19 protein-coding genes are annotated in these 19,556 nt (G+C 68.2%); 18 read left to right on the top strand and 1 reads right to left on the bottom strand.

Annotation, left to right across the window (positions count from 1 at the left end):
- Positions 1–831, top strand: coding sequence for a hypothetical protein (locus Q5696_RS01720; RefSeq protein ID WP_305093523.1), 831 nt, complete (start codon positions 1–3; stop codon positions 829–831).
- Here Q5696_RS01720 and Q5696_RS01725 read toward each other — a convergent pair.
- On the bottom strand, positions 818–1,402 hold the full coding sequence (locus Q5696_RS01725) for a helix-turn-helix domain-containing protein (RefSeq protein WP_305093524.1): 585 nt from the start codon (positions 1,400–1,402) through the stop codon (positions 818–820). The genes Q5696_RS01720 and Q5696_RS01725 overlap by 14 nt on opposite strands.
- A 173-nt stretch (positions 1,403–1,575) precedes the next feature.
- Here Q5696_RS01725 and Q5696_RS01730 point away from each other — a divergent pair, with 173 nt between their 5' ends.
- The 17 genes from Q5696_RS01730 (at position 1,576) to tgt (ending at position 19,529) form a co-directional block, all read left to right on the top strand.
- Positions 1,576–2,364, top strand: coding sequence for an aldolase (locus tag Q5696_RS01730; protein WP_305093525.1), 789 nt, complete (start codon positions 1,576–1,578; stop codon positions 2,362–2,364).
- A 25-nt stretch (positions 2,365–2,389) separates the two neighbouring features.
- Positions 2,390–3,280 carry a dihydrodipicolinate synthase family protein gene (locus tag Q5696_RS01735; protein WP_305093526.1) on the top strand — a complete coding sequence of 297 codons (891 nt, stop codon included), beginning with the start codon at positions 2,390–2,392 and terminating at the stop codon, positions 3,278–3,280.
- A 59-nt stretch (positions 3,281–3,339) separates the two neighbouring features.
- Positions 3,340–3,720, top strand: a complete 381-nt coding sequence (locus Q5696_RS01740) for a hypothetical protein (protein ID WP_305095100.1) — start codon at positions 3,340–3,342, stop codon at positions 3,718–3,720.
- 18 nt (positions 3,721–3,738) lie between these two features.
- Positions 3,739–4,419, top strand: coding sequence for an MOSC domain-containing protein (locus tag Q5696_RS01745; protein ID WP_305093527.1), 681 nt, complete (start codon positions 3,739–3,741; stop codon positions 4,417–4,419).
- A gap of 73 nt (positions 4,420–4,492) precedes the next feature.
- Positions 4,493–4,954: a MarR family winged helix-turn-helix transcriptional regulator gene (locus Q5696_RS01750; protein ID WP_370654843.1), complete on the top strand. Its 462-nt coding sequence runs from the start codon at positions 4,493–4,495 to the stop codon at positions 4,952–4,954.
- On the top strand, positions 4,951–6,282 hold the full coding sequence (locus Q5696_RS01755) for an MFS transporter (RefSeq protein ID WP_305093529.1): 1,332 nt from the start codon (positions 4,951–4,953) through the stop codon (positions 6,280–6,282). The genes Q5696_RS01750 and Q5696_RS01755 overlap by 4 nt, the downstream gene beginning before the upstream one ends.
- Positions 6,283–6,315: 33 nt before the next feature.
- Positions 6,316–7,377 carry a DNA polymerase III subunit beta family protein gene (locus Q5696_RS01760; RefSeq protein WP_305093530.1) on the top strand — a complete coding sequence of 354 codons (1,062 nt, stop codon included), beginning with the start codon at positions 6,316–6,318 and terminating at the stop codon, positions 7,375–7,377.
- 18 nt (positions 7,378–7,395) lie between these two features.
- Entirely contained in the window at positions 7,396–7,887 is a 492-nt protein-coding gene (locus tag Q5696_RS01765; RefSeq protein ID WP_305093531.1) for a hypothetical protein, read from the top strand.
- 52 nt (positions 7,888–7,939) lie between these two features.
- Positions 7,940–8,410 carry an RrF2 family transcriptional regulator gene (locus Q5696_RS01770; protein ID WP_305093532.1) on the top strand — a complete coding sequence of 157 codons (471 nt, stop codon included), beginning with the start codon at positions 7,940–7,942 and terminating at the stop codon, positions 8,408–8,410.
- Between the two features lie 96 nt (positions 8,411–8,506).
- Positions 8,507–9,115 (top strand): TetR/AcrR family transcriptional regulator, encoded by a 609-nt coding sequence (locus Q5696_RS01775; protein ID WP_305093533.1) that lies wholly within the window; start codon positions 8,507–8,509, stop codon positions 9,113–9,115.
- A 28-nt stretch (positions 9,116–9,143) separates the two neighbouring features.
- Positions 9,144–11,498, top strand: a complete 2,355-nt coding sequence (locus Q5696_RS01780) for an MMPL family transporter (RefSeq protein ID WP_305093534.1) — start codon at positions 9,144–9,146, stop codon at positions 11,496–11,498.
- 105 nt (positions 11,499–11,603) lie between these two features.
- The gene (locus Q5696_RS01785) at positions 11,604–13,337 is read left to right on the top strand and encodes an ABC transporter ATP-binding protein (RefSeq protein WP_305093535.1); all 1,734 of its coding nucleotides are present in this window, start codon (positions 11,604–11,606) and stop codon (positions 13,335–13,337) included.
- Positions 13,334–15,259 carry an ABC transporter ATP-binding protein gene (locus Q5696_RS01790; protein ID WP_370654844.1) on the top strand — a complete coding sequence of 642 codons (1,926 nt, stop codon included), beginning with the start codon at positions 13,334–13,336 and terminating at the stop codon, positions 15,257–15,259. Before Q5696_RS01785 ends, Q5696_RS01790 begins: the two co-directional genes overlap by 4 nt.
- Positions 15,260–15,270: 11 nt before the next feature.
- Entirely contained in the window at positions 15,271–16,434 is a 1,164-nt protein-coding gene (locus Q5696_RS01795) for an acyl-CoA dehydrogenase family protein (RefSeq protein ID WP_305093536.1), read from the top strand.
- An 83-nt stretch (positions 16,435–16,517) separates the two neighbouring features.
- On the top strand, positions 16,518–17,357 hold the full coding sequence (locus Q5696_RS01800; RefSeq protein WP_305093537.1) for a class I SAM-dependent methyltransferase: 840 nt from the start codon (positions 16,518–16,520) through the stop codon (positions 17,355–17,357).
- 108 nt (positions 17,358–17,465) lie between these two features.
- Positions 17,466–18,263 (top strand): thioesterase family protein, encoded by a 798-nt coding sequence (locus Q5696_RS01805; RefSeq protein WP_305095102.1) that lies wholly within the window; start codon positions 17,466–17,468, stop codon positions 18,261–18,263.
- A 12-nt stretch (positions 18,264–18,275) separates the two neighbouring features.
- Positions 18,276–19,529, top strand: coding sequence for a tRNA guanosine(34) transglycosylase Tgt (tgt, locus tag Q5696_RS01810; protein WP_305093538.1), 1,254 nt, complete (start codon positions 18,276–18,278; stop codon positions 19,527–19,529).
- The last annotated feature ends 27 nt before the right edge of the window (positions 19,530–19,556 follow it).

Raw genomic sequence — 19,556 nt, forward strand, 5'->3', positions numbered from 1 at the left:
ATGGCCACCGACAACGACACCGTCGACGAGTCGACCGCAGCCGACGTCCCCTCCGATGCCGTATCGGCCGTTTCCGACGAGGCCGCTTCCGGCGACGTGGCCTCCGACAACACCGGTGCGGAGGTGTCCTTCTCGCACGGCGATCCGATCCGGGTGTTCCTGTACGACATCCCGAACGACGGCGGCGAGTGGACGGCCCGCTACGAGTACGGCATCACTCGCATCCGTGCGAAGAAGGTGAGTCCCGGCGTCTACCTGGATTTGTTGCACCGGGTGTTCCCGAAGCACGAGGTGCTGGTCAAGGGTGAGTTGCTGAGCGTCAAGTCGCGGCCGCACCCGGACGATCCGAAGGTGCTCACCGAGGTGGCGCTGCTGGTGTATCTGGCGACCGAGGTGGCGTTGTTCAAGGCGTTCCTGGACTGGGCCGGCAACGATGTGGCCGCCATCCGGATCACTCCGGAGAAGCTCGACGACGTGGCACGCCGGATCCACAACGACATCTACCGCATCCACCTGTTCAAGCAGCGGCTCGTCGCCGCCGGGATCGAGGATCCGGCCGAGCTCGACGACGACGTGCTGCGTCCGATCGAGGTCGTCAAGAGCGAGATCGACGCGATGCAGGATCTGCGGATCTCCGTCAAGCGGTACCGTGACCGCATCGCGGAAGCCAAGCGGGAACGCGTGATCAAGGAGAGCCAGAACCTCGTCGGCAACATCGAGATGGCGACGTGGGATTCGGTGCAGCGTCGCGAGGAGATGGTCGTGATGCGTGAGTGGGTCGACAATCAGCAGCGGGTCCTGCCGATCGCGAAGGCCGTCAAACTGTCTTGACGGCCGGACCGCAGCGCCGCCCCGGCGAGCCCGGCGCGGTGTCCTGGTCGTAGACGACGACCACCAGTGAGGCGCGGGTCGGTGACACCGAGCGCACCCGGTGTGGGGTGTTGGCGTCGAAGTAGAGGCTGTCGCCCTGGTCCAGGGTGATCACCCGGTCGGGAATGCTCACCTCGACGGTGCCCTCGGTGACGAACACGAACTCCTCGCCGGGGTGTTCCATGAAGTCCGAACCGGATTCCGTCGTCGGATGAACGATGAACGGCTGCATCGATTTTCCGATTATCCGTGCGGCGATCGGGTCGTACACCGCGGCACCCGGTCCGTCGGCCGCCGGTAGCCGCTCGTCGTGGCGCTCCACCGTCATCGTGTCGGTGTCGAGGCCGTCGGAGAACAACTGCCCGACGTCGGCGTCGAGGGCTCGCGCGATCTTCAGGGCGACCGCGATGGACGGCGTGCTGATGCCGCGTTCCACTTTCGACAGGTAGCTCTTGGTGAGCCCGGTGCTCTCCGCAAGGGCTTCCAGGGTCAGTCCGGCACGACGCCGATGTGCCCGGAGGTACGCCACCAACTCTCCGACTCCTCTGTTCTGCCGCGTCCGGGTGGGGCCACCCGGTGTGGCCGGGACGCGGGCTGATCGCGCTCCGGATTCTAGTGGCCGCCGACCCTGGTTGCACATATGACACAAAGTGTCCTATCGTGCTTCTAGTGTCATCAACTGGTGAGGGTCGAAGGGAGACCGGCATGGCAACCACGATGAATCTGGGCAAGACCGAACTTATGGAGACCGCGAAGGCAGCGATGCTCGAGCGTGTCCCGAAGCAGCAGTGGACGGACCGGCAGAAGATCGCGCTGACCTGTCGCGCACTGTTCGACGCGGGCCACGACTCCGGGCTGGCCGGGCAGATCTCGGCGCGCGGCACGACTCCGGGCACCTTCCTGACGCAGCGCCTCGGACTCGGCTTCGACGAGATCACCGAGGGCAACCTGCTGCTCGTGGACGAGGACCTCACGGTTCTGGAGGGTGACGGAATGGCCAACCCCGCCAACCGATTCCACAGCTGGATCTATCGCGCACGGCCCGACGTCAACTGCATCGTCCACACCCATCCGCTGCACGCGGCGGCGTTGTCGATGCTCGAGGTGCCGCTCGAGGTGTCGCAGATGGACATGGCGCCGCTGTACGACGACTGTGCGTTCCTCCCGGACTGGCCGGGCGTTCCGGTCGGCAACGAGGAGGGCGAGATCATCGCCGGCGCGCTGGGCGACAAACGGGCCATCCTGCTGGCGCACCACGGTCAGCTCGTCGTCGGATCGACGATCGAGGAGGCGTGTTCGCTCGCGCACCTCATCGAGCGGGCCGCGCAGTTGCAGTTGCTGGCGATGGCCGCCGGTGAGATCAAGCCGCTGCCGCCGCGGCTGGCAAAGGAAGCACACGACTGGACGCTCACACCGCGCCGGAGCGAGGCCAACTTCGGCTACTACGCGCGCAGGGCGCTGCGGGCGCACCCGGACGCGATCGACCATCCCTGATCCGAAACTTTCCAGGAGTACACACGTGAACAGCTCGATCAACGGCATCGTCGCCTACCCGGTGACCCCCTTCCAGCCCCGGGACGCGGACACGGTCAACGTCGAGGTCCTGCACCTGCTCATCGATCGGATGATCGACGCGGGTGTGGACGCCGTCGCGCCGCTCGGCAGTACCGGGGAGAGCTCGTACCTCGATCACGGCGAGTGGGAAACCGTGGCGGGCGAATCCGTCGGCCACGTCGCCGGCCGCGTGCCGACCGTCGTCGGCGCGAGTGACCTGACCACGGCCGGCGCCGTCCGGCGTGCCCGCATCGCCGAGAGCCTCGGTGCCACCGCGGTGATGGTGCTGCCGACGTCGTACTGGCGGCTGACCGAGACGGAACTGCGGCGGCACTTCACCGCCGTCGCGGACGCGGTGTCGATTCCGGTGATGGTCTACAACAACCCCGCGACCACCGGCATCGACATGACCCCCGAGTTCCTCTTCGAACTGGTCACGACCGTCGAGAACATCACGATGGTCAAGGAGTCGAGCGGGGACATCACCCGGATGCACCGGCTCCGCGAGCTCAGCGGGGGCGAGTTGCCGTTCTTCAACGGGAGCAATCCGCTCGCACAGCAGGCCTTCGAGGCCGGTGCGGCCGGATGGTGCACGGCCGCACCCTGTCTGATCCCGCAGCAGATCGTCGAATTCCGGCGACTCGTCGTCGCAGGGGAGCGCGCGGCGGCCGCCGAGCACTTCGAGCGGATCCGGCCGTTCCTCGACTCGATCGTCAGCCGGGGGCTGCCGACGACGATCAAGTCGGGTCTGCGCAGCATCGGGATCGAGGCCGGCGACCCGCGGCCGCCGCTGCTGCCCCTCGACGAGGCCGATGCCGTGCACCTGCGCCACCTCATCGCCACGGCCTGCGGGTAGGCGGCGTCGTGGAGATCGAACTCGGAATCGACACGACGGCAACACTTCTCGCCTCCGGCATGATCTTCCTGCTCGCGCTGGGGCTGGGGGTCTGGAAATACCGTCAGATGGTGACCTCCGACGACCACCTGGCACACCCCTACGTCGACATCGCGCATCGCTCGGCGCTGCTCTACGCGTTCGCGACGTTGCTCGTCGCGGTGTTCGTCGAACTCAGTGCCTGGCCGACCTGGGTCGATGCGACCGCGGCGGCGGTGCTGGTGTTCTTCTTCCTCGTTGCGATCGTCAGCTACATCGTCCACGGCGCGCTGCGTGACACCACCAACCAGTTCGAGCGCCCCGACCGCGGGATGCACGTCGCTATGGTGGTGCTCATCGCCGGTGAGATGGGCGGGTTCGCAGTACTCCTCGCGGGGTTCGTCGCCGGTCAGCTGTTCTGACTCGAGGGAGGAGTGATGGTGTCCGTAGTGGTGGACGACCTGCTCGTCGGCCGGATCCGCGAACTTCCCGGTGGCGGCGCCACCAGCGGTATCTACAAGCGGCCGGTGGACGGTCCGCTGTGGCTGTCGGAGACCGGGTTCGTCGGCGACGAGCAGGCCGATCTGCGGCATCACGGCGGCCCGGAGAAGGCCGTCCACCACTATCCGGCTGACCACCTGCCGTTCTGGCGCGGTGAACTTCCCGGTGCGGAGCTCGGGCCGGGGGCATTCGGGGAGAACATCTCCACGACCGGGGTGACGGAAGCCGACGTGTGCATCGGCGACACGTTCACCGTCGGGACCGCGACCGTGCAGGTGTCACAGGGCCGGCAGCCGTGCTGGAAACTCGACCGCCGTTTCGAGACCCGCGGGGTGTCGCGGCGCATGCAGGCCGTCCGCAACACCGGCTGGTACTACCGGGTGCTGCAGCCCGGGCACGTGCAGTGCGGCGACCGCCTCGTCCTGATCGACCGCCCCGAACCCGAGTGGCCCGTCGCCCGCGTCCTGCAGTTGCTGTTCGACCGCCGCACCGGCGCAGCCGACGAGTGGGCCGCGGTGAGCGGCCTCGGGACCCTGTCCCCGAGCTGGCGGGAGACGTTCGCCGCCCGGGTCGGCACGGGGACGGTGGAGGACTGGGGCAGCCGGCTCGGCGCGTCGTAGATCGTCTTCGTGGAGACCCGGACCGACACACCACCAGGAGTATGCTTGCCGATAAGCAAATATATGGAGGTGGGTGTTGACGAACCTCTTCGACGACGACGAGGTGTCCCGGCTGCGGATCGCGCTCGGGCGCATTTCGCGGCAGGTCGATCGGCAGACGTCGGGCGGTGAGCTGACCAAGTCGCAGTTCTCGATCCTGACGACGGCAGTGCGGCGCGGACCGATCCGTGCCAGCGAGATGGCCGAGATCGAGACGCTCAACCCGACGATGCTGTCGCGGATGATCGGCAAGATGGAGACTGCGGGTCTGCTGCAACGCTCCCCGCACCCCGACGACCGCCGCGCGGTCATGGTGTCGGCGACGCCCGCGGGGATCGCCCTGCACACCGAACTCCGCGAGAAGCGGACCCGACTGTTCGCCGCGTACCTCGCCCAGCTCCCCGAGACGAAGACCCAGGATCTGCTCGCCGCCCTCCCGGCCCTCGAGGCTCTCGGCGACGAGATGTGTCGAGCCCGGGTCACGGCTCGATCATGACGGCCGCCGGCGCCCTCGGGCGTCAGACCTTCGCGGCACTGGCCAATCGGAACTTCCGGCGCTTCATCAGCGGGCAGGCCGTCTCGCTCGTCGGCACCTGGATGCAGCTCGTCGCGCAGTCCTGGCTGGTCCTCGAGCTCACCGGGTCGGGCACCGCGATCGGCCTGGTCGTCGCCTTGCAGACCCTGCCGGTCCTGCTGCTCGGCCCCTATGGCGGTGTCGTCGCCGACCGCGTCGACAAGCGCAAGCTCATGATCGGGTTGCAGTCGATGATGGGAGTGCAGGCCCTCGTGTTGGGTCTCCTCACGATCACCGGCACCGTGCAGCTCTGGCATGTGTACGTGCTCGCGGTGCTGCTGGGGCTCAACAACTGTTTCGAGAACCCGGCGCGGCAGTCCTTCCTGCTGGAAATGGTCGGTCCGCAAGATCTCCGAAACGCCGTCAGCCTCCAGTCCACACTGGTGAGCGCGTCTCGCATCGTCGGTCCGGCGATCGCGGGTATGACGATCGCCGCGGGTGGACTCGGAATCTGCTTCCTGCTCAACGCCGCCAGTTTCGTCGCGGTGGTGTCGTCGTTGCTGCGGCTGAACGTTGCCGAACTGCACCCGTCGCCGCCGATGGAACGCGCCCGCGGCCAGCTCCGCGAGGGACTGCGCTACGTCCGGAGCAATCGCAATCTCGCTGTGCCGCTGTTGATGATGGCGTTCATCGGTTGTCTCGCATTCGAGTTCCAGGTGGTGCTCCCGATCGTCGCCGAGCAGACCTTCGACGCCGGTTCGGAGGCGTACGGCTTCATGACGGCCGCGATGGGCATCGGAGCGGTGTGCGGCGGACTGCTGGTCGCGACGTGGGGCCGTACCGGCACCCGCGTCCTGATCGTCGCGGCCGCGGCGTTCGGCTTCTCGATGGTCGCGGCGGCCGCTGCGCCCACGCTGGCGGTGGCGCTGATCGCGCTCGTGATCGTCGGCGCCGTCAGCATCGCGTTCAACTCCACCACCAACAGCACCCTGCAGTTGGAGGCCGAACCGCAGATGCGGGGCCGCGTCATGGCGCTGTGGGCGACGGCGTTCCAGGGCTCGACCGCCATCGGCGGCCCGATCGCCGGCTGGGTCAGCCAGCAGTGGGGCGGCCGCGCCGGACTGATGCTGGGCGCGATCACGTGCCTCGTCGTCGCCCTCGTGGCGTGGATCGTGATCGGTCGCGGCAAGAAGATCACCGCGCAGACGGATCCGATCACCGAGGACCCCGAGGAACTCACCGTCGAGAACCCGGCGGTGTCGGAGGATCCCGCGATCACCGAGGCGGACGCGCGCAGCAGAGTGGCTTGACCTTCGACCTGGTCGAGACTTCATGATGGCCGCGTGAGTGCATCCGGAACCGACGACCTCGCCACGATCGGCGCCTTTGCCCGGGCCACCGGCCTGACCCCGAGCGCGCTGCGGTTCTACGACGACAGCGGCCTGCTCGCGCCGGTGTACATCGACCCGGCCACCGGCTACCGGTACTACTCCGGTGCCCAGCGCGAGCGGGCGTCGACGATCCGCCGGCTGCGGTCGATCGACGTGCCGCTGGACGCGGTGACCCGGATCCTGTCCGCCGAGCCCGGAGAGGCGGACCGTCTGCTGGACGAACACGTCCGGTATCTCCGGGACCGTGCCGACGCGGCGGCCGCGGTGGCCGCGTCGATCAAGGCGTCCCGGCCGGTGGGGGAGCCCGGAACCTCGGTGGTCCTGCCGGTCCGGCTGTTCGCGGACGCGGTCCGTCGGGTCCTGCCGGCCGCCGCCACCGACACCGAGTTCCCGATCCTCACCGGCATCCTGATCGAGGTGGGCGACGGTGCGGTGACGTTGACCGCGACCGACCGCTACCGGCTGTCGACCCGCAGTCTGCCCGCAGCGGCCGCCGGCGCGACGTGGTCCGTCGTGGTGTCCGCGGGGGATCTCGCGGAGCTTCTCACGCAGCTGGCCCCCGCCGCGGAGGCGACCGTCCGCGCGGACACGGACGCACTGCTGGTCGGGGTCCAGGGCCGCGAGATCCGGTGCCCGGCGCTGGACGGCGAGTACCCCGACTACCGGACGATGCTCGACGCGCTGCCGCCGTCGCGCACCCGGATCCTGGTCCGGCGCGACGACCTGCTCGCGGCGATCGAAGGCCCGGCCGAGGACACCCTCCGCCTCACCGGGACGGGCGGGACGCTGACCGTCGGTGCGGCCGACGGTCCGTCCGCCCCGCTGATCGCCGACGTCACCGGACCCGAAGTGGCCCTGGCCTTCCGGCGCGGAAACCTGCTGTCCGCGATCGTCACCGCCGTCGGACCCGACCTCATGCTCGACGTCGCCGCCCCCGATCTGCCCGTCGTGATCCGGTCCGCGACCGACGGCACCCTCACCACCCTCGCGATGCCCAGCGCATCGGACACCTAGAGAGACAGGACGATTCCCATGACTGCACCCGATCCGACGATGGACACGATCACCCGCGCGGTGATGCTCGGCCGTGACGGCGACACCGACGCGGCCCGGTCCACGCTGGTGGACCTGTGGGCCGAGATCTCGCCGAGCGGCGATCCGCTCCATCGGTGCACCCTCGCGCACTACCTCGCCGACCTGTACGACGACCCCGCGCAGGCGCTGATGTGGGACGTGCGGGCACTCGACGCCGCGGCCGCGCTCACCGACGACCGGGCACAGCAGCACCACGCGACCCTCACCGTCCGCGGTTTCTACCCGTCGCTGCACCTCAATCTCGCCGACAACCTCCGTCGCCTCGGCTCGTTCGACGCCGCACGCACCCATCTCGATGCCGCCACCGACTGTCTCGACGCGCTCGGTGACGACGCGTACGGGCAGATGATCCGGACGGCACTGGACGGTGTCGCTGCGGACGTCCGGAGCGGGTCCACGGCGCGTCGCGCGTCGGCGCCGCAGTCGTAGGCTGTGGCGCATCCACCGCCTCGCTCCCGGGTGGTGCGGTGAAAGGGGAGGCATGCACATCACGGCGCGCGTGGACTGCGCGGTGCGCGCCCTCGTCGAACTCGCGGCCGCGTCCTCGGAGTCCTCGGATCTGGTCAAGGCGGATGCGGTGTCGGCCGCGCAGTCGCTCCCGTACAAGTTTCTCGAGTCGGTGTTCGCGGATCTGCGTCGTGCCGGTCTGGTGACCAGTCGGCGCGGTCCGGACGGCGGGTTCCGGCTCGCCCGTCCCGCCGACGACATCACGATCGCCGATGTGATCCGCGCAGTCGAGGGCCCGCTGGCGTCGGTGCGGGGGGAGCGACCGGAGGACGTCGCGTACGACGGTGCGGCCGAACCGTTGCAGCGGGTGTGGATCGCGGTCCGTGTCAATCTGCGCGCGGTCCTCGAGGGGGTCACGATTGCAGAGGTGGCGGCCGGTGCGCTGCCGGAGTTCGTGGACGAGTTGACGGCGGATCCGGGGGCCTGGCACCGCCGCCGACCCTGATGTCGGGTGCGCTCGAGCCGCCGGTGTGTCGCATCTCATGATATTGCAGACTTCTGCAACATTGCAGAGTTCTGCATCGTGGGTACCTTCGAAGGAGTGAGTGAACTCCTCGGGCTGCGGGACCGGAAGAAGGCCGCGACGCGCATCGCGCTCAGTGAGGCCGCTGCCCGTCTCGCGCGTGAACGCGGCATCGACGCCGTCACCGCCGACATGATCGCCGCCGAGGCGGGCGTGTCGGTCCGCACGTTCCACAACTACTTCTCCTGCAAGGAGGAGGCCGTTCTGCACCATCTCGAGGCGTCGGTCTACGAGTGGGCGGAATGGCTGCGGGAGCGGCCCGAAACCGAGCCGATCCTCGATTCCCTCGAGTGTGTCGTGATCCGGGCGGTCACCGATCCGGCCCACGACATCGAGGAGATGCAGGCGCTCGCCGAACTCATCGACGCCAGCCCCACCCTGTTGGCGAAGAAACTCGAGATGCATGTGCGGATCACCCCGGTACTCGCGGACGTCATCGCGGAGCGCACCGGGACCGACGGTGCCACCGATCTGTATCCCAACCTGCTGCACATGGTCGTCGGTGCCGCCTGCAAGGCGTCGCTGGACCTGTGGGCGAGCGGCCGAACCTCGGCCGCGAATCCCGAAGAAGTGGTTCGCCAGGCATTCGATCAACTGCGGCACGGCCTCGTCCTGCCCGTCCGCTAGTTCCCACCCGATCAAGAAGGAGCGGCCCATGGCCACCTACCTCTACCGGATCGGTCGATTCGCCTACCGGCGAAAAGGCACGGTCCTGTCCATCTGGCTGGCCATCCTCGTACTGATGGGGGTCGGTGCCGCGACCCTGTCCGGGCCGACGAACGACTCGTTCTCCATCCCCGGCACGCCCGCGCAGGACGCGCAGGACCTGATGGCCGAGCGGTTCCCCGCATCGGCCAAGGACCCGTTCAGTTCCATCTCCGCCCGGTACGTCTTCGCCGCCCCGGACGGCGAGACCCTCGACAGCCCGGAGAACCAGGCTGCGATGGACGCGACCCTCGCGAAGGTCCGCGGCATCGACCTCGTCGACCCGGCCGCCAAGGTCGACCCGGCCACCGCGTCTCCGGAGGAGGCCCAGGGTGCGCTGGTCAACCCGGTGGTCGCCGACGCCGGTCTGACACAGATGGTGACGGCTCAGGCCGAACAGGCAGGCACCCCCGTCGACGTCGCGCTGGCGAACGCCGCGGCCCTGTCCCCACTGAGCCCGGACAAGACCGTCGGCTACGTGGAGGTGCCGTTCAGCGGTGACTTCAAGGACGTCACCACCGAACTGACCGACCAGATCGACGCCGCCGCGCAGGTCGCCCGCGACGCCGGACTGACCGTCAAGCTCAGCGGCAGCGCAGCCCAGGCCCCCGAGATGCCCGGTGGCTCCGCCGAACTGATCGGCCTGGCCGTCGCCGCCGTGGTCCTGCTGCTCACGTTCGGGTCCCTCGTCGCCGCCGGACTGCCGCTGATCGCCGCGATCATCGGTGTCGGCATCGGCAGCCTCGGCATCACCGTCGCCACCGGATTCACCGAACTCGGATCGATGACCCCGACGCTGGCGGTGATGATCGGTCTCGCCGTCGCCATCGACTACTCGCTGTTCATCGTCTCCCGCTTCAAACACGAGGTCAGCGTCAGCGGCAACCGTGAGGAGGCCGCGGGCCGCGCGGTCGGCACCGCCGGTTCGGCGGTCGTCTTCGCCGGCCTGACGGTGATCATCGCGCTCGTCGCGCTCCGCGTCGTCGGCATCAAGTTCCTCAGCGACATGGGGCTGGCAGCGGCGTTCGCGGTGTTCGTCGCGGTGCTCGTCGCGCTCACCTTCCTGCCGGCCTTTCTGGGGCTTCTGGGCCGGAAGGCGTTCGCCGGCAGGATTCCGTTCGTCAAGGCTCCGGATCCGGAGGCCGAGGACACGGTTCCCGGCCCGGCCGCCCGCTACGCCGGCTGGGTCGCCCGCAAGCCCGCGATCCCCCTGATCATCGGCATCGTGGTTCTCGCGGCGCTCGCGCTGCCGGCCACCGGGCTCAAGCTGGCGCTGCCCTCCGAAAGCACCGGCGACCCCGCCACCAGCTCACGGCAGGCCTACGACCTGGTGTCCGACGCGTTCGGCCCGGGCCGCAACTCGCCGCTGCTGGTCGTCGTCGACGCCAAGGACGCCACCGTCCCGGCACCGGAGGCGTTCGGCGAGGTCGTCCGGACCATCTCGGCGCAGGACGACGTCGTCAACGCCCAGATCGTGGCGATGAACCCGGCCGGGGACACCGCGCAGATCATGGTCACCCCGGGCAGCTCACCGACGGACGCGAAGACCATCGACCTGATGCAGTCCATCCGTGACGGTGAGGGCGCGCTCAACGAACAGATCGGCGTCAACTACGGCGTCACCGGTCAGGCCGCGCTCGAGAGCGACATCTCGGACCGTCTGCTCGACGCGCTGGTGCCGTATCTGATCATCGTGGTCGGGCTCGCGTTCATCCTGCTGATGCTCGTGTTCCGCTCGATCCTGGTGCCGTTGACCGCGGCCCTGGGCTTCCTGCTCAGCGTCGCGGCCACGTTCGGCGCCACCGTCGCGATCTTCCAGGAGGGCTGGGGTGGGCTGATCGCCAATCCGCAGCCGCTGGTCAGCTTCATGCCGATCTTCCTGATCGGCGTGGTGTTCGGTCTCGCGATGGACTATCAGGTGTTCCTGGTGACCCGGATGCGGGAGGAGTACGTGCACGGCGCCTCCGCGAAGAAGGCCATGACCATCGGTTTCAACCACGGCGCCCGTGTCGTGACCGCCGCCGCGCTGATCATGATCTCGGTGTTCGGTGCGTTCATGCTCGAACCCAACGCGTTCATCAAGTCGATCGGCTTCGCGCTCGCCGCCGCGGTGTTCTTCGACGCCTTCCTCGTCCGCATGGTGATCATCCCGTCGGTGATGGCGCTCATGGGCGACAAGGCGTGGTGGCTGCCGAAGTGGCTCGACAAGATCCTGCCGAACGTCGACATCGAGGGCGAGAAGTTGGCCCGCACCCTGAAGCAGGAGTCGGACACCCGGCCGGACGCGGACCTGTCCCGAGCCTGACCCGGACACCTGCGTGAACATCACGTGACGAGAGAGAGGTCGAGCCCTGCGAGATGGGCTCGACCTCTCTCTTTTCGCCCTTCGGATTGGTAACCTTCGCAAACCATGCTGATCAGACTTCTCGGCACCTATCTGGGGCCATACAAGCGCGACCTCGTCGGCGTCGTCCTCCTCCAACTCGTCGCGACCGGTGCCGCGCTGTATCTGCCCAGCGTCAACGCTGATCTGATCGACAACGGGGTGGCGGTCGGCGACACCGGCTACATCATGACCGCGGGCGCGAAGATGCTCGCGGTCACCGTCGTGCAGATCATCTGCTCGATCGGCTCCGTGTACTTCGGTGCGCGGGCCGCGATGGGCTTCGGCCGCGACGTGCGCGCCGCCGTCGTCGGTCGGGCGCGGGCGTTCTCGTCCCGCGAGTTCGGCCGGTTCGGGGCCCCGTCGCTCATCACCCGCAGCACCAACGACGTGCAGCAGGTACAGATGATGGTGGTGCTCAGCGCCACCATCCTCGTGATGGCCCCCATCATGTGCATCGGCGGCATCATCATGGCGATCCGGCAGGATGCCGGCCTGTCGTGGGTGCTCGCGGTCAGCGTTCCGCTGCTGGCGCTGACGATGATCGTGCTGATCACGAAACTGGTCCCGGAGTTCCGGACCATGCAGACCCGCATCGACGCCGTCAACCGGGTCCTGCGCGAACAGATCACCGGCATCCGGGTGGTCCGTGCCTTCGTGCGGGAACGGTCCGAGGCCGAACGGTTCGACGACGCCAACGGCTCCCTCACCGACACCGCCCTGCGGGTCGGCCGCATGATGGCGATGATGATCCCGATCGTCATGATGATCGCGAACCTCACCAGCGTTGCGGTGCTGTGGTTCGGCGGTCACCTCATCGACAACGGTGAGATGGGCATCGGCTCGCTGACCGCGATGCTCAGCTACATCATGCAGATCCTCATGGCGGTGCTGATGGCGTCGATGCTCGCGATCCTCGCGCCGCGCGCCGCGGTGTGCGCCGAGCGCATCACCGAGGTCCTCGACACCGAGCCGTCGGTGGTGCCCCCCGGCGCGCCCGTGTCGGTGATGCGTCAGCCCGCCCGCGTCGAACTGCGCGACGCCGAATTCCAGTACCCGGGCGCCGAGGAACCGGTGCTGCGCGGTATCAGCTTCACCGCGGAGCCGGGCATGACCACCGCGATCGTCGGTGCCACCGGTTCCGGCAAGACCACACTGCTCGGCCTGATCCCGCGTCTGATCGACGTCACGGACGGCTCGGTGCAGGTGTCGTTCACCGATGTCCGCGAACTCGACCCGGAAACCCTGCGCTCCCACATCGGACTGGTGCCGCAGAAGCCGTTCCTGTTCTCCGGGACGATCGCGAGCAACCTGCGGTACGGCAAGCCGGACGCCACCGACGACGAACTGTGGCGGGCCCTCGAGATCGCGCAGGCCGCCGACTTCGTCCGCGAGATGCCCGACGGCCTCGAAACCGCTGTCGCGCAGGGCGGCACCACCGTCTCCGGTGGCCAGCGGCAGCGCCTGGCGATCGCCCGGGCTCTCGTGCGGCGCCCGTCGATCTACCTGTTCGACGACTCGTTCTCGGCGCTCGACCTGTCGACCGACGCCCGGCTGCGGGCGGCACTGCGCCCCGAAACCGAGAAGGCGTGCGTGATCATCGTCGCGCAGCGCGTGTCGACGATCGTCGACGCCGACCAGATCGTGGTCCTCGAGGAAGGTGCCATTGTCGGTATCGGCACCCACGAGGAACTCCTCGAGACGTGCCCGACGTACGTCGAGATCGTCGAGTCCCAGCGTTCCGCCCAGGAGGCACTGTGAGCACCACGACCCAGTCCTCCCCGCCGATCCCGGGCGCGCCCGCACCGACGGCGAAGGCCGAGAACTTCGGTGCATCGATGAAGCGTCTGCTCGGACGCCTGAGTCCGCACCGGACCGCGGTGATCGTGGTCCTGCTGCTCGCCACCGCCAGCGTCGTGATGACGGTGATCGGCCCGCGCCTGCTCGGCCACGCCACCAACATCATCTTCGACGGTGTCGTCGGCCGGCAGCTGCCGGAGGGCCTCACCAAGGAACAGGCCGTCGAGGCGCTGCGGGCGGACGGCCAGAACCAGTTCGCCGACATGGTCTCCGGCATGAACGTGGTGCCCGGTGTCGGCATCGACTTCACCGCTGTCGGCCGGGTCCTGGCGCTGGTGCTGGCCCTGTACGTGGTGTCGTCGGTGGTGGCGTGGGCGTCCGCGTACCTGCTCAACATCATCGTGCAGGGGGTGGTGCGCCGGCTGCGCAACGACGTCGAACAGAAGCTCCACCGGCTGCCGCTGCGCTACTTCGACACCAATTCTCGTGGTGACCTGCTCAGCCGTGTCACCAACGACATCGACAACGTGTCGCAGAGCTTGCAGCAGACTCTCAGCCAGCTGCTGACGTCGATCCTCACCGTCATCGGCATCCTCGCGATGATGATCACGATCTCGCCGCTGCTGGCGCTGATCGCGGTGCTCACGGTGCCGGTGTCGGCGTTCGTCGCCGCGAAGATCGCCAAGCGGTCCAAGCCGCACTTCGTGTCGGTGTGGAAGACCACCGGCGAACTCAACGGGCAGATCGAGGAATCCCTCACCGGGCACGAACTCGTCACCGCGTACGGACGTCACCGTGAGGTGCAGGCCGAGTTCCAGGAGAAGAACGAGCAGCTGTACCGGTCCGGGTTCATGGCGCAGTTCATCTCCGGCATGGTGATGCCGGCGGTCATGTTCCTCGGCAACCTCAACTACGTCGCGATCGCCGTGATCGGTGGTATGCGGGTCGCGTCGGGCACCATGACCCTCGGTGACGTGCAGGCGTTCATCCAGTACTCGCGTCAGTTCACGCAGCCGATCACGCAGATCGGGTCGATGGTGAACCTGCTGCAGTCCGGTATCGCATCCGCCGAACGCGTGTTCGCGGTCCTCGACGAGGAGGAACAGAGCCCCGACCCGGAGCCCGCACAGTCCCCGGCCGTCGTCCGGGGCCGGGTCGAGTTCGAGGACGTCCGATTCGGTTACGACGCGGACACCCCGCTCATCGAGGGCTTGTCGCTGACGGCGGAACCCGGCCAGATGGTCGCGATCGTCGGCCCGACGGGTGCCGGCAAGACGACGCTGGTGAACCTCGTCATGCGGTTCTACGAGGTGAACGGCGGCCGGATCACACTCGACGGCACCGACATCGCGCAGATGACCCGCGACGACCTGCGTTCGCGGATCGGCATGGTCCTGCAGGACACGTGGCTGTTCGGTGGCACGATCCGCGACAACATCGCGTACGGGCACCCGAACGCCACCGACGAGCAGGTGTACGAGGCGGCCCGGATGAGTTACGTCGATCGGTTCGTGCACATGCTGCCCGACGGCTACGACACGGTCATCGACGAAGAGGGCAGCAACATCTCGGCCGGTGAGAAGCAGCTGATCACGATTGCGCGGGCGTTCATCGCGCAGCCGTCGATCCTGATCCTCGACGAGGCCACCAGTTCCGTCGACACCCGCACCGAACTGCTGGTGCAGCAGGCGACGGCGGTGCTGCGCAGCGACCGTACGAGCTTCGTGATCGCGCACCGGCTGTCGACGATTCGTGACGCCGATCTGATCGTCGTCATGGACAAGGGCCGTATCGTCGAACAGGGTAGCCACGACGGGCTGCTCGAGCAGCGCGGCGCGTACTACGACCTGTACAACAGTCAGTTCGTGGGAGCAGTGGAGTAGCAGGAGTAGCAATGACCATGAAGCCGTTGGACCTGTTCGGGATCGATGCCCTCCTCACCGACGAGGAACGCGACATTCAGGACACGGTTCGACGGCTGGTGGACGACCGGTTGCGGCCGCGGCTGCCGGACTGGTTCGAGCAGGGGACGCTGCCGCGCGAGATCGCCCGCGAGCTCGGGGACCTCGGTCTGCTCGGCATGCACCTGCAGGACTACGGGTGTGCCGGCACCAACGCCGTCTCCTACGGGCTGGCCTGCCTCGAACTCGAGGCCGGCGACAGCGGCCTGCGCAGTTTCGTGTCGGTGCAGGGATCACTGTCGATGTTCTCGATCCACCGCTTCGGCTCGGAGGAGCAGAAGCAGCAGTGGTTGCCGCGGCTCGCGTCCGGGGAGGCGCTCGGCTGCTTCGGGCTCACCGAACCGGATTTCGGATCCAACCCGTCCGGCATGCGCACCCGCGCCCGCCGCGACGGCAGCGACTGGATCCTCGACGGCACCAAGATGTGGATCACCAACGGTGGTCTCGCCGACGTCGCGACGGTATGGGCGCAGACCGACGACGGTGTGCGAGGCTTCCTCGTCCCCACGGACACACCCGGTTTCACGGCGAACACGGTGACCCACAAGCTGTCGATGCGGGCGTCGGTCACCTCGGAACTGGTGCTCGACGGGGTCCGGGTACCGGCGTCGGCGCAGCTGCCGGAGGCGCGGGGGCTGCGGGCGCCGCTGTCGTGCCTGAACGAGGCCCGGTTCGGGATCGTGTTCGGCGCGCTCGGCGCGGCCCGGGACAGTCTCGAGACGGCCATCGCATACGCCGGGACGCGGGAGGTGTTCGACCGTCCGCTCGCGGGCTACCAGCTGACGCAGGAGAAGCTCGCCGACATGACCCTCGAACTCGGCAAGGGCATGCTGCTGGCGTTGCAGCTGGGCCGGATGAAGGACCGCGGTGAGATCACCCCCGACCAGATCAGCGTCGGGAAACTCAACAACGTGCGCGAGGCCATCGCGATCGCCCGCGAATGCCGAACCATCCTCGGCGCCAACGGCATCACGCTCGAGTACTCGCCGCTGCGGCACGCCAACAACCTCGAGTCGGTGCTCACGTACGAGGGGACCAGCGAGATGCATCTGCTGTCGATCGGTCGGGCGTTGACGGGGCACGCGGCGTTCCGCTGAGGCGGCTGTTCGGTGTGACGGGTGGATGAGCCCCACCCCTCGGGTACCTGGTGTCGGACGGTGTTCCGGCGCACGCTCGAATCATGAGCGAATCACTTGTAGCCAAGGAAGCCGATCGCGCGCTCAAGGTGAAACACCGTGCGGTGTGGGCGTCGGGCGACTACCCGGCCGTCGCGGCCGACATCATCCCCGACCTGGGCGCGGTCCTGACCCGCGCGGCGGGGGTGCACGCCGGGCAACGCGTCCTCGATGTCGGCGCCGGTACCGGCAACGCCGCGATCCCCGCCGCACTCGCAGGTGCCGAGGTGGTGGCGTCGGATCTCACGCCCGAACTGTTCGAGCGTGGCCGCGAACTCGCCGCCGAGCGCGGAGCCCACCTCGAGTGGCAGGAGGCCGACGCCGAAGCGTTGCCGTTCGCGGACGACGAGTTCGACGTCGTGCTGTCGTGCGTCGGTGTCATGTTCGCCCCGCACCACCGAGACAGTGCCGACGAGTTGGTTCGGGTGTGCAGGCCCGGCGGCACGATCGGGCTGCTCAGCTGGACGCCGGAGGGCTTCGTCGGCCGGATGTTCGCGGCGATGAAACCGTACGCGCCGCCGCCCCCGCCCGGTGCGCAGCCGCCTCCGCTGTGGGGCGACGAGACCCACGTGCGGGACCTGCTCGGGGATCGAGTCGCCGACGTCGTCGCGAGCCGGGACGTCGTACGGGTCGACCACTTCGACGGACCCGAGGCGTTCCGGGACTACTTCAAGACCAACTACGGGCCGACGATCGCGGTGTACAAGGCGATATCCGACGATGCCGACAAGGTCGCGTCCCTCGACACCGCCCTCGCCGACCTGGCCCGGCAGTTCGACGTCGGCGACGGATCGTTCGCGATGGACTGGGAGTATCTGCTGTTCACCGCGGTCGAGCGCGCGTAACCCGCCGCTGCGGTACGCGAACCGGTACCGGGGTTCGTGTATCGGACTGGTTTGATGGGCGGATCGTGATCGACGGTGTGTCCGCACCGAGCCTGTAGGGAGAGACCGATTCACTACTTCGAACGACTGACCGAATCGACCTTCCTGGCCACCTCCTACACGGGTGGCGCGTGGAACACCGAGGAACAGCACGTCGCGCCGGCCCTGGGACTGTTGGCCCACGTCGTCGAGACCGACCGGGACGCCCGGCGCGGTGACGGCCTGAGCATCGGCAGGATCTCGTACGACATCCTCGGGACCCTGCCCATCGGTGAGGTCGAGACGTCGGTTCGGGTGCTGCGGGCCGGCCGCACGATCGAGCTGGTGGAGGCCACGCTCAGCCATGGGGGTCGCGCCGCTGTCGTCGCCCGGGCCTGGCTGATGCAGGCCTACGACACCGAGCCGATCGGCGGCACGTCGTTCCCGGGGATCGCCGCGCCCGACGCGATGCCGGCGTGGGATGCGACGACCGTGTGGCCCGGGGGCTTCATCGCGTCGGCGGAGATCCGGCGAGACCAGGTCGAACCCGGTCGCGCCTCGTTCTGGGTACGCACCCCGGTGGCGCTGGTCGGCGGCGAGAAGATCGGCCCGGTCGCCCGGACCGCCGGCCTGCTCGACATCGCCAACGGTATGACGACACGCATCAGCCCCGTGGACGTCGCGTTCCCCAATCTGGACCTCACCCTCCATCTCTTCGCGGAACCGCAGGGCGAATGGGTCGGATTCGACACCACGGTGAGCTTCGGTGCCTCCGGTGTCGGGCTGACCCACAGTGTGGTCAGCGACGAGAAGGGCCCGATCGGCACGTCCTCGCAGATCCTCACCGTGCGCCCGACCGGGAGCCGAGGTGCCGCACCTCGGCTGTGACACCATGTCCAGGTGAGCGATGTTGTGCCGACCCCGTCCGATCCGTTCTTCACGGTGGGCACCCGCCTGCCCGACAAGCTGGGGCGTACCGGCGTCGTCCACACCCCGCACGGGGACATCCGGACGCCCGCGTTCATCGCGGTGGGTACGAAGGCGACCGTGAAGGCGGTGCTGCCGGAGTCGATGAAGGAACTGGGTGCGCAGGCGGTCCTCGCGAACGCGTACCACCTGTATCTGCAGCCGGGGCCGGACATCGTCGACGAGGCCGGCGGCCTGGGCAAGTTCATGAACTGGGACGGGCCCACGTTCACCGACAGCGGCGGTTTCCAGGTGATGTCGCTCGGGGTCGGGTTCAAGAAGGTGCTGGCGATGGAGTCCGTCGGAGTGCAGTCCGACGACGTCATCGCGGCCGGCAAGGAGCGGCTGGCGCATGTCGACGACGACGGGGTGACGTTCAAGTCGCATCTGGACGGGTCGGCGCACCGGTTCACTCCGGAGGTGTCGATGCGGATCCAGCATCAGCTGGGTGCCGACATCATGTTCGCGTTCGACGAGCTCACCACGTTGATGAACACGCGCGGCTATCAGGAGATGTCGGTCGAGCGGACGCAGGCGTGGGCGGTGCGGTGCATCGCCGAGCACGAGAAGTTGACGGCGGAACGCGCGCACCGGCCGTACCAGGCACTGTTCGGGGTGGTGCAGGGCGCGCAGTACGAGGATCTGCGTCGGCAGGCGGCCCGCGGGCTGGAGTCGATCAGGGGGGCGAGCGGCCGCGGTTTCGACGGCTACGGCATCGGTGGCGCGCTCGAGAAGCAGAATCTCGGCACGATCGTGCGCTGGGTCAACGAGGAACTGCCCGAGCACAAGCCGCGGCACATGCTCGGGATCAGCGAGCCGGACGACATGTTCGTGGCGATCGAGAACGGCGCCGACACGTTCGACTGCGTCAACCCGTCACGGGTCGCCCGCAACGCCGCGATCTATCACCCGGACGGCCGTTTCAACATCAACACGGCGCGGTTCCGGCGGGACTTCACCCCGATCGACGACGAGTGCGACTGCTACACGTGCGCGAACTACACGCGCGCCTACATCCACCACCTGTTCAAGGCGAAGGAGATGCTGGCGTCCACGCTGTGCACCATTCACAACGAGCGGTTCACGGTGCGACTCGTCGACCGGATCCGCGACAGCATCGACGGCGGCTACTTCGAGGAGTACAGGGCCGAGATGCTGGGCCGGTTCTACGGGGCGTCCCGCGTCTGATCGGACGGGTGTCCTAGTCTCGGCGCC

This window comes from Prescottella sp. R16 (genome assembly GCF_030656875.1).
Classification (GTDB): Bacteria; Actinomycetota; Actinomycetes; order Mycobacteriales; family Mycobacteriaceae; genus Prescottella.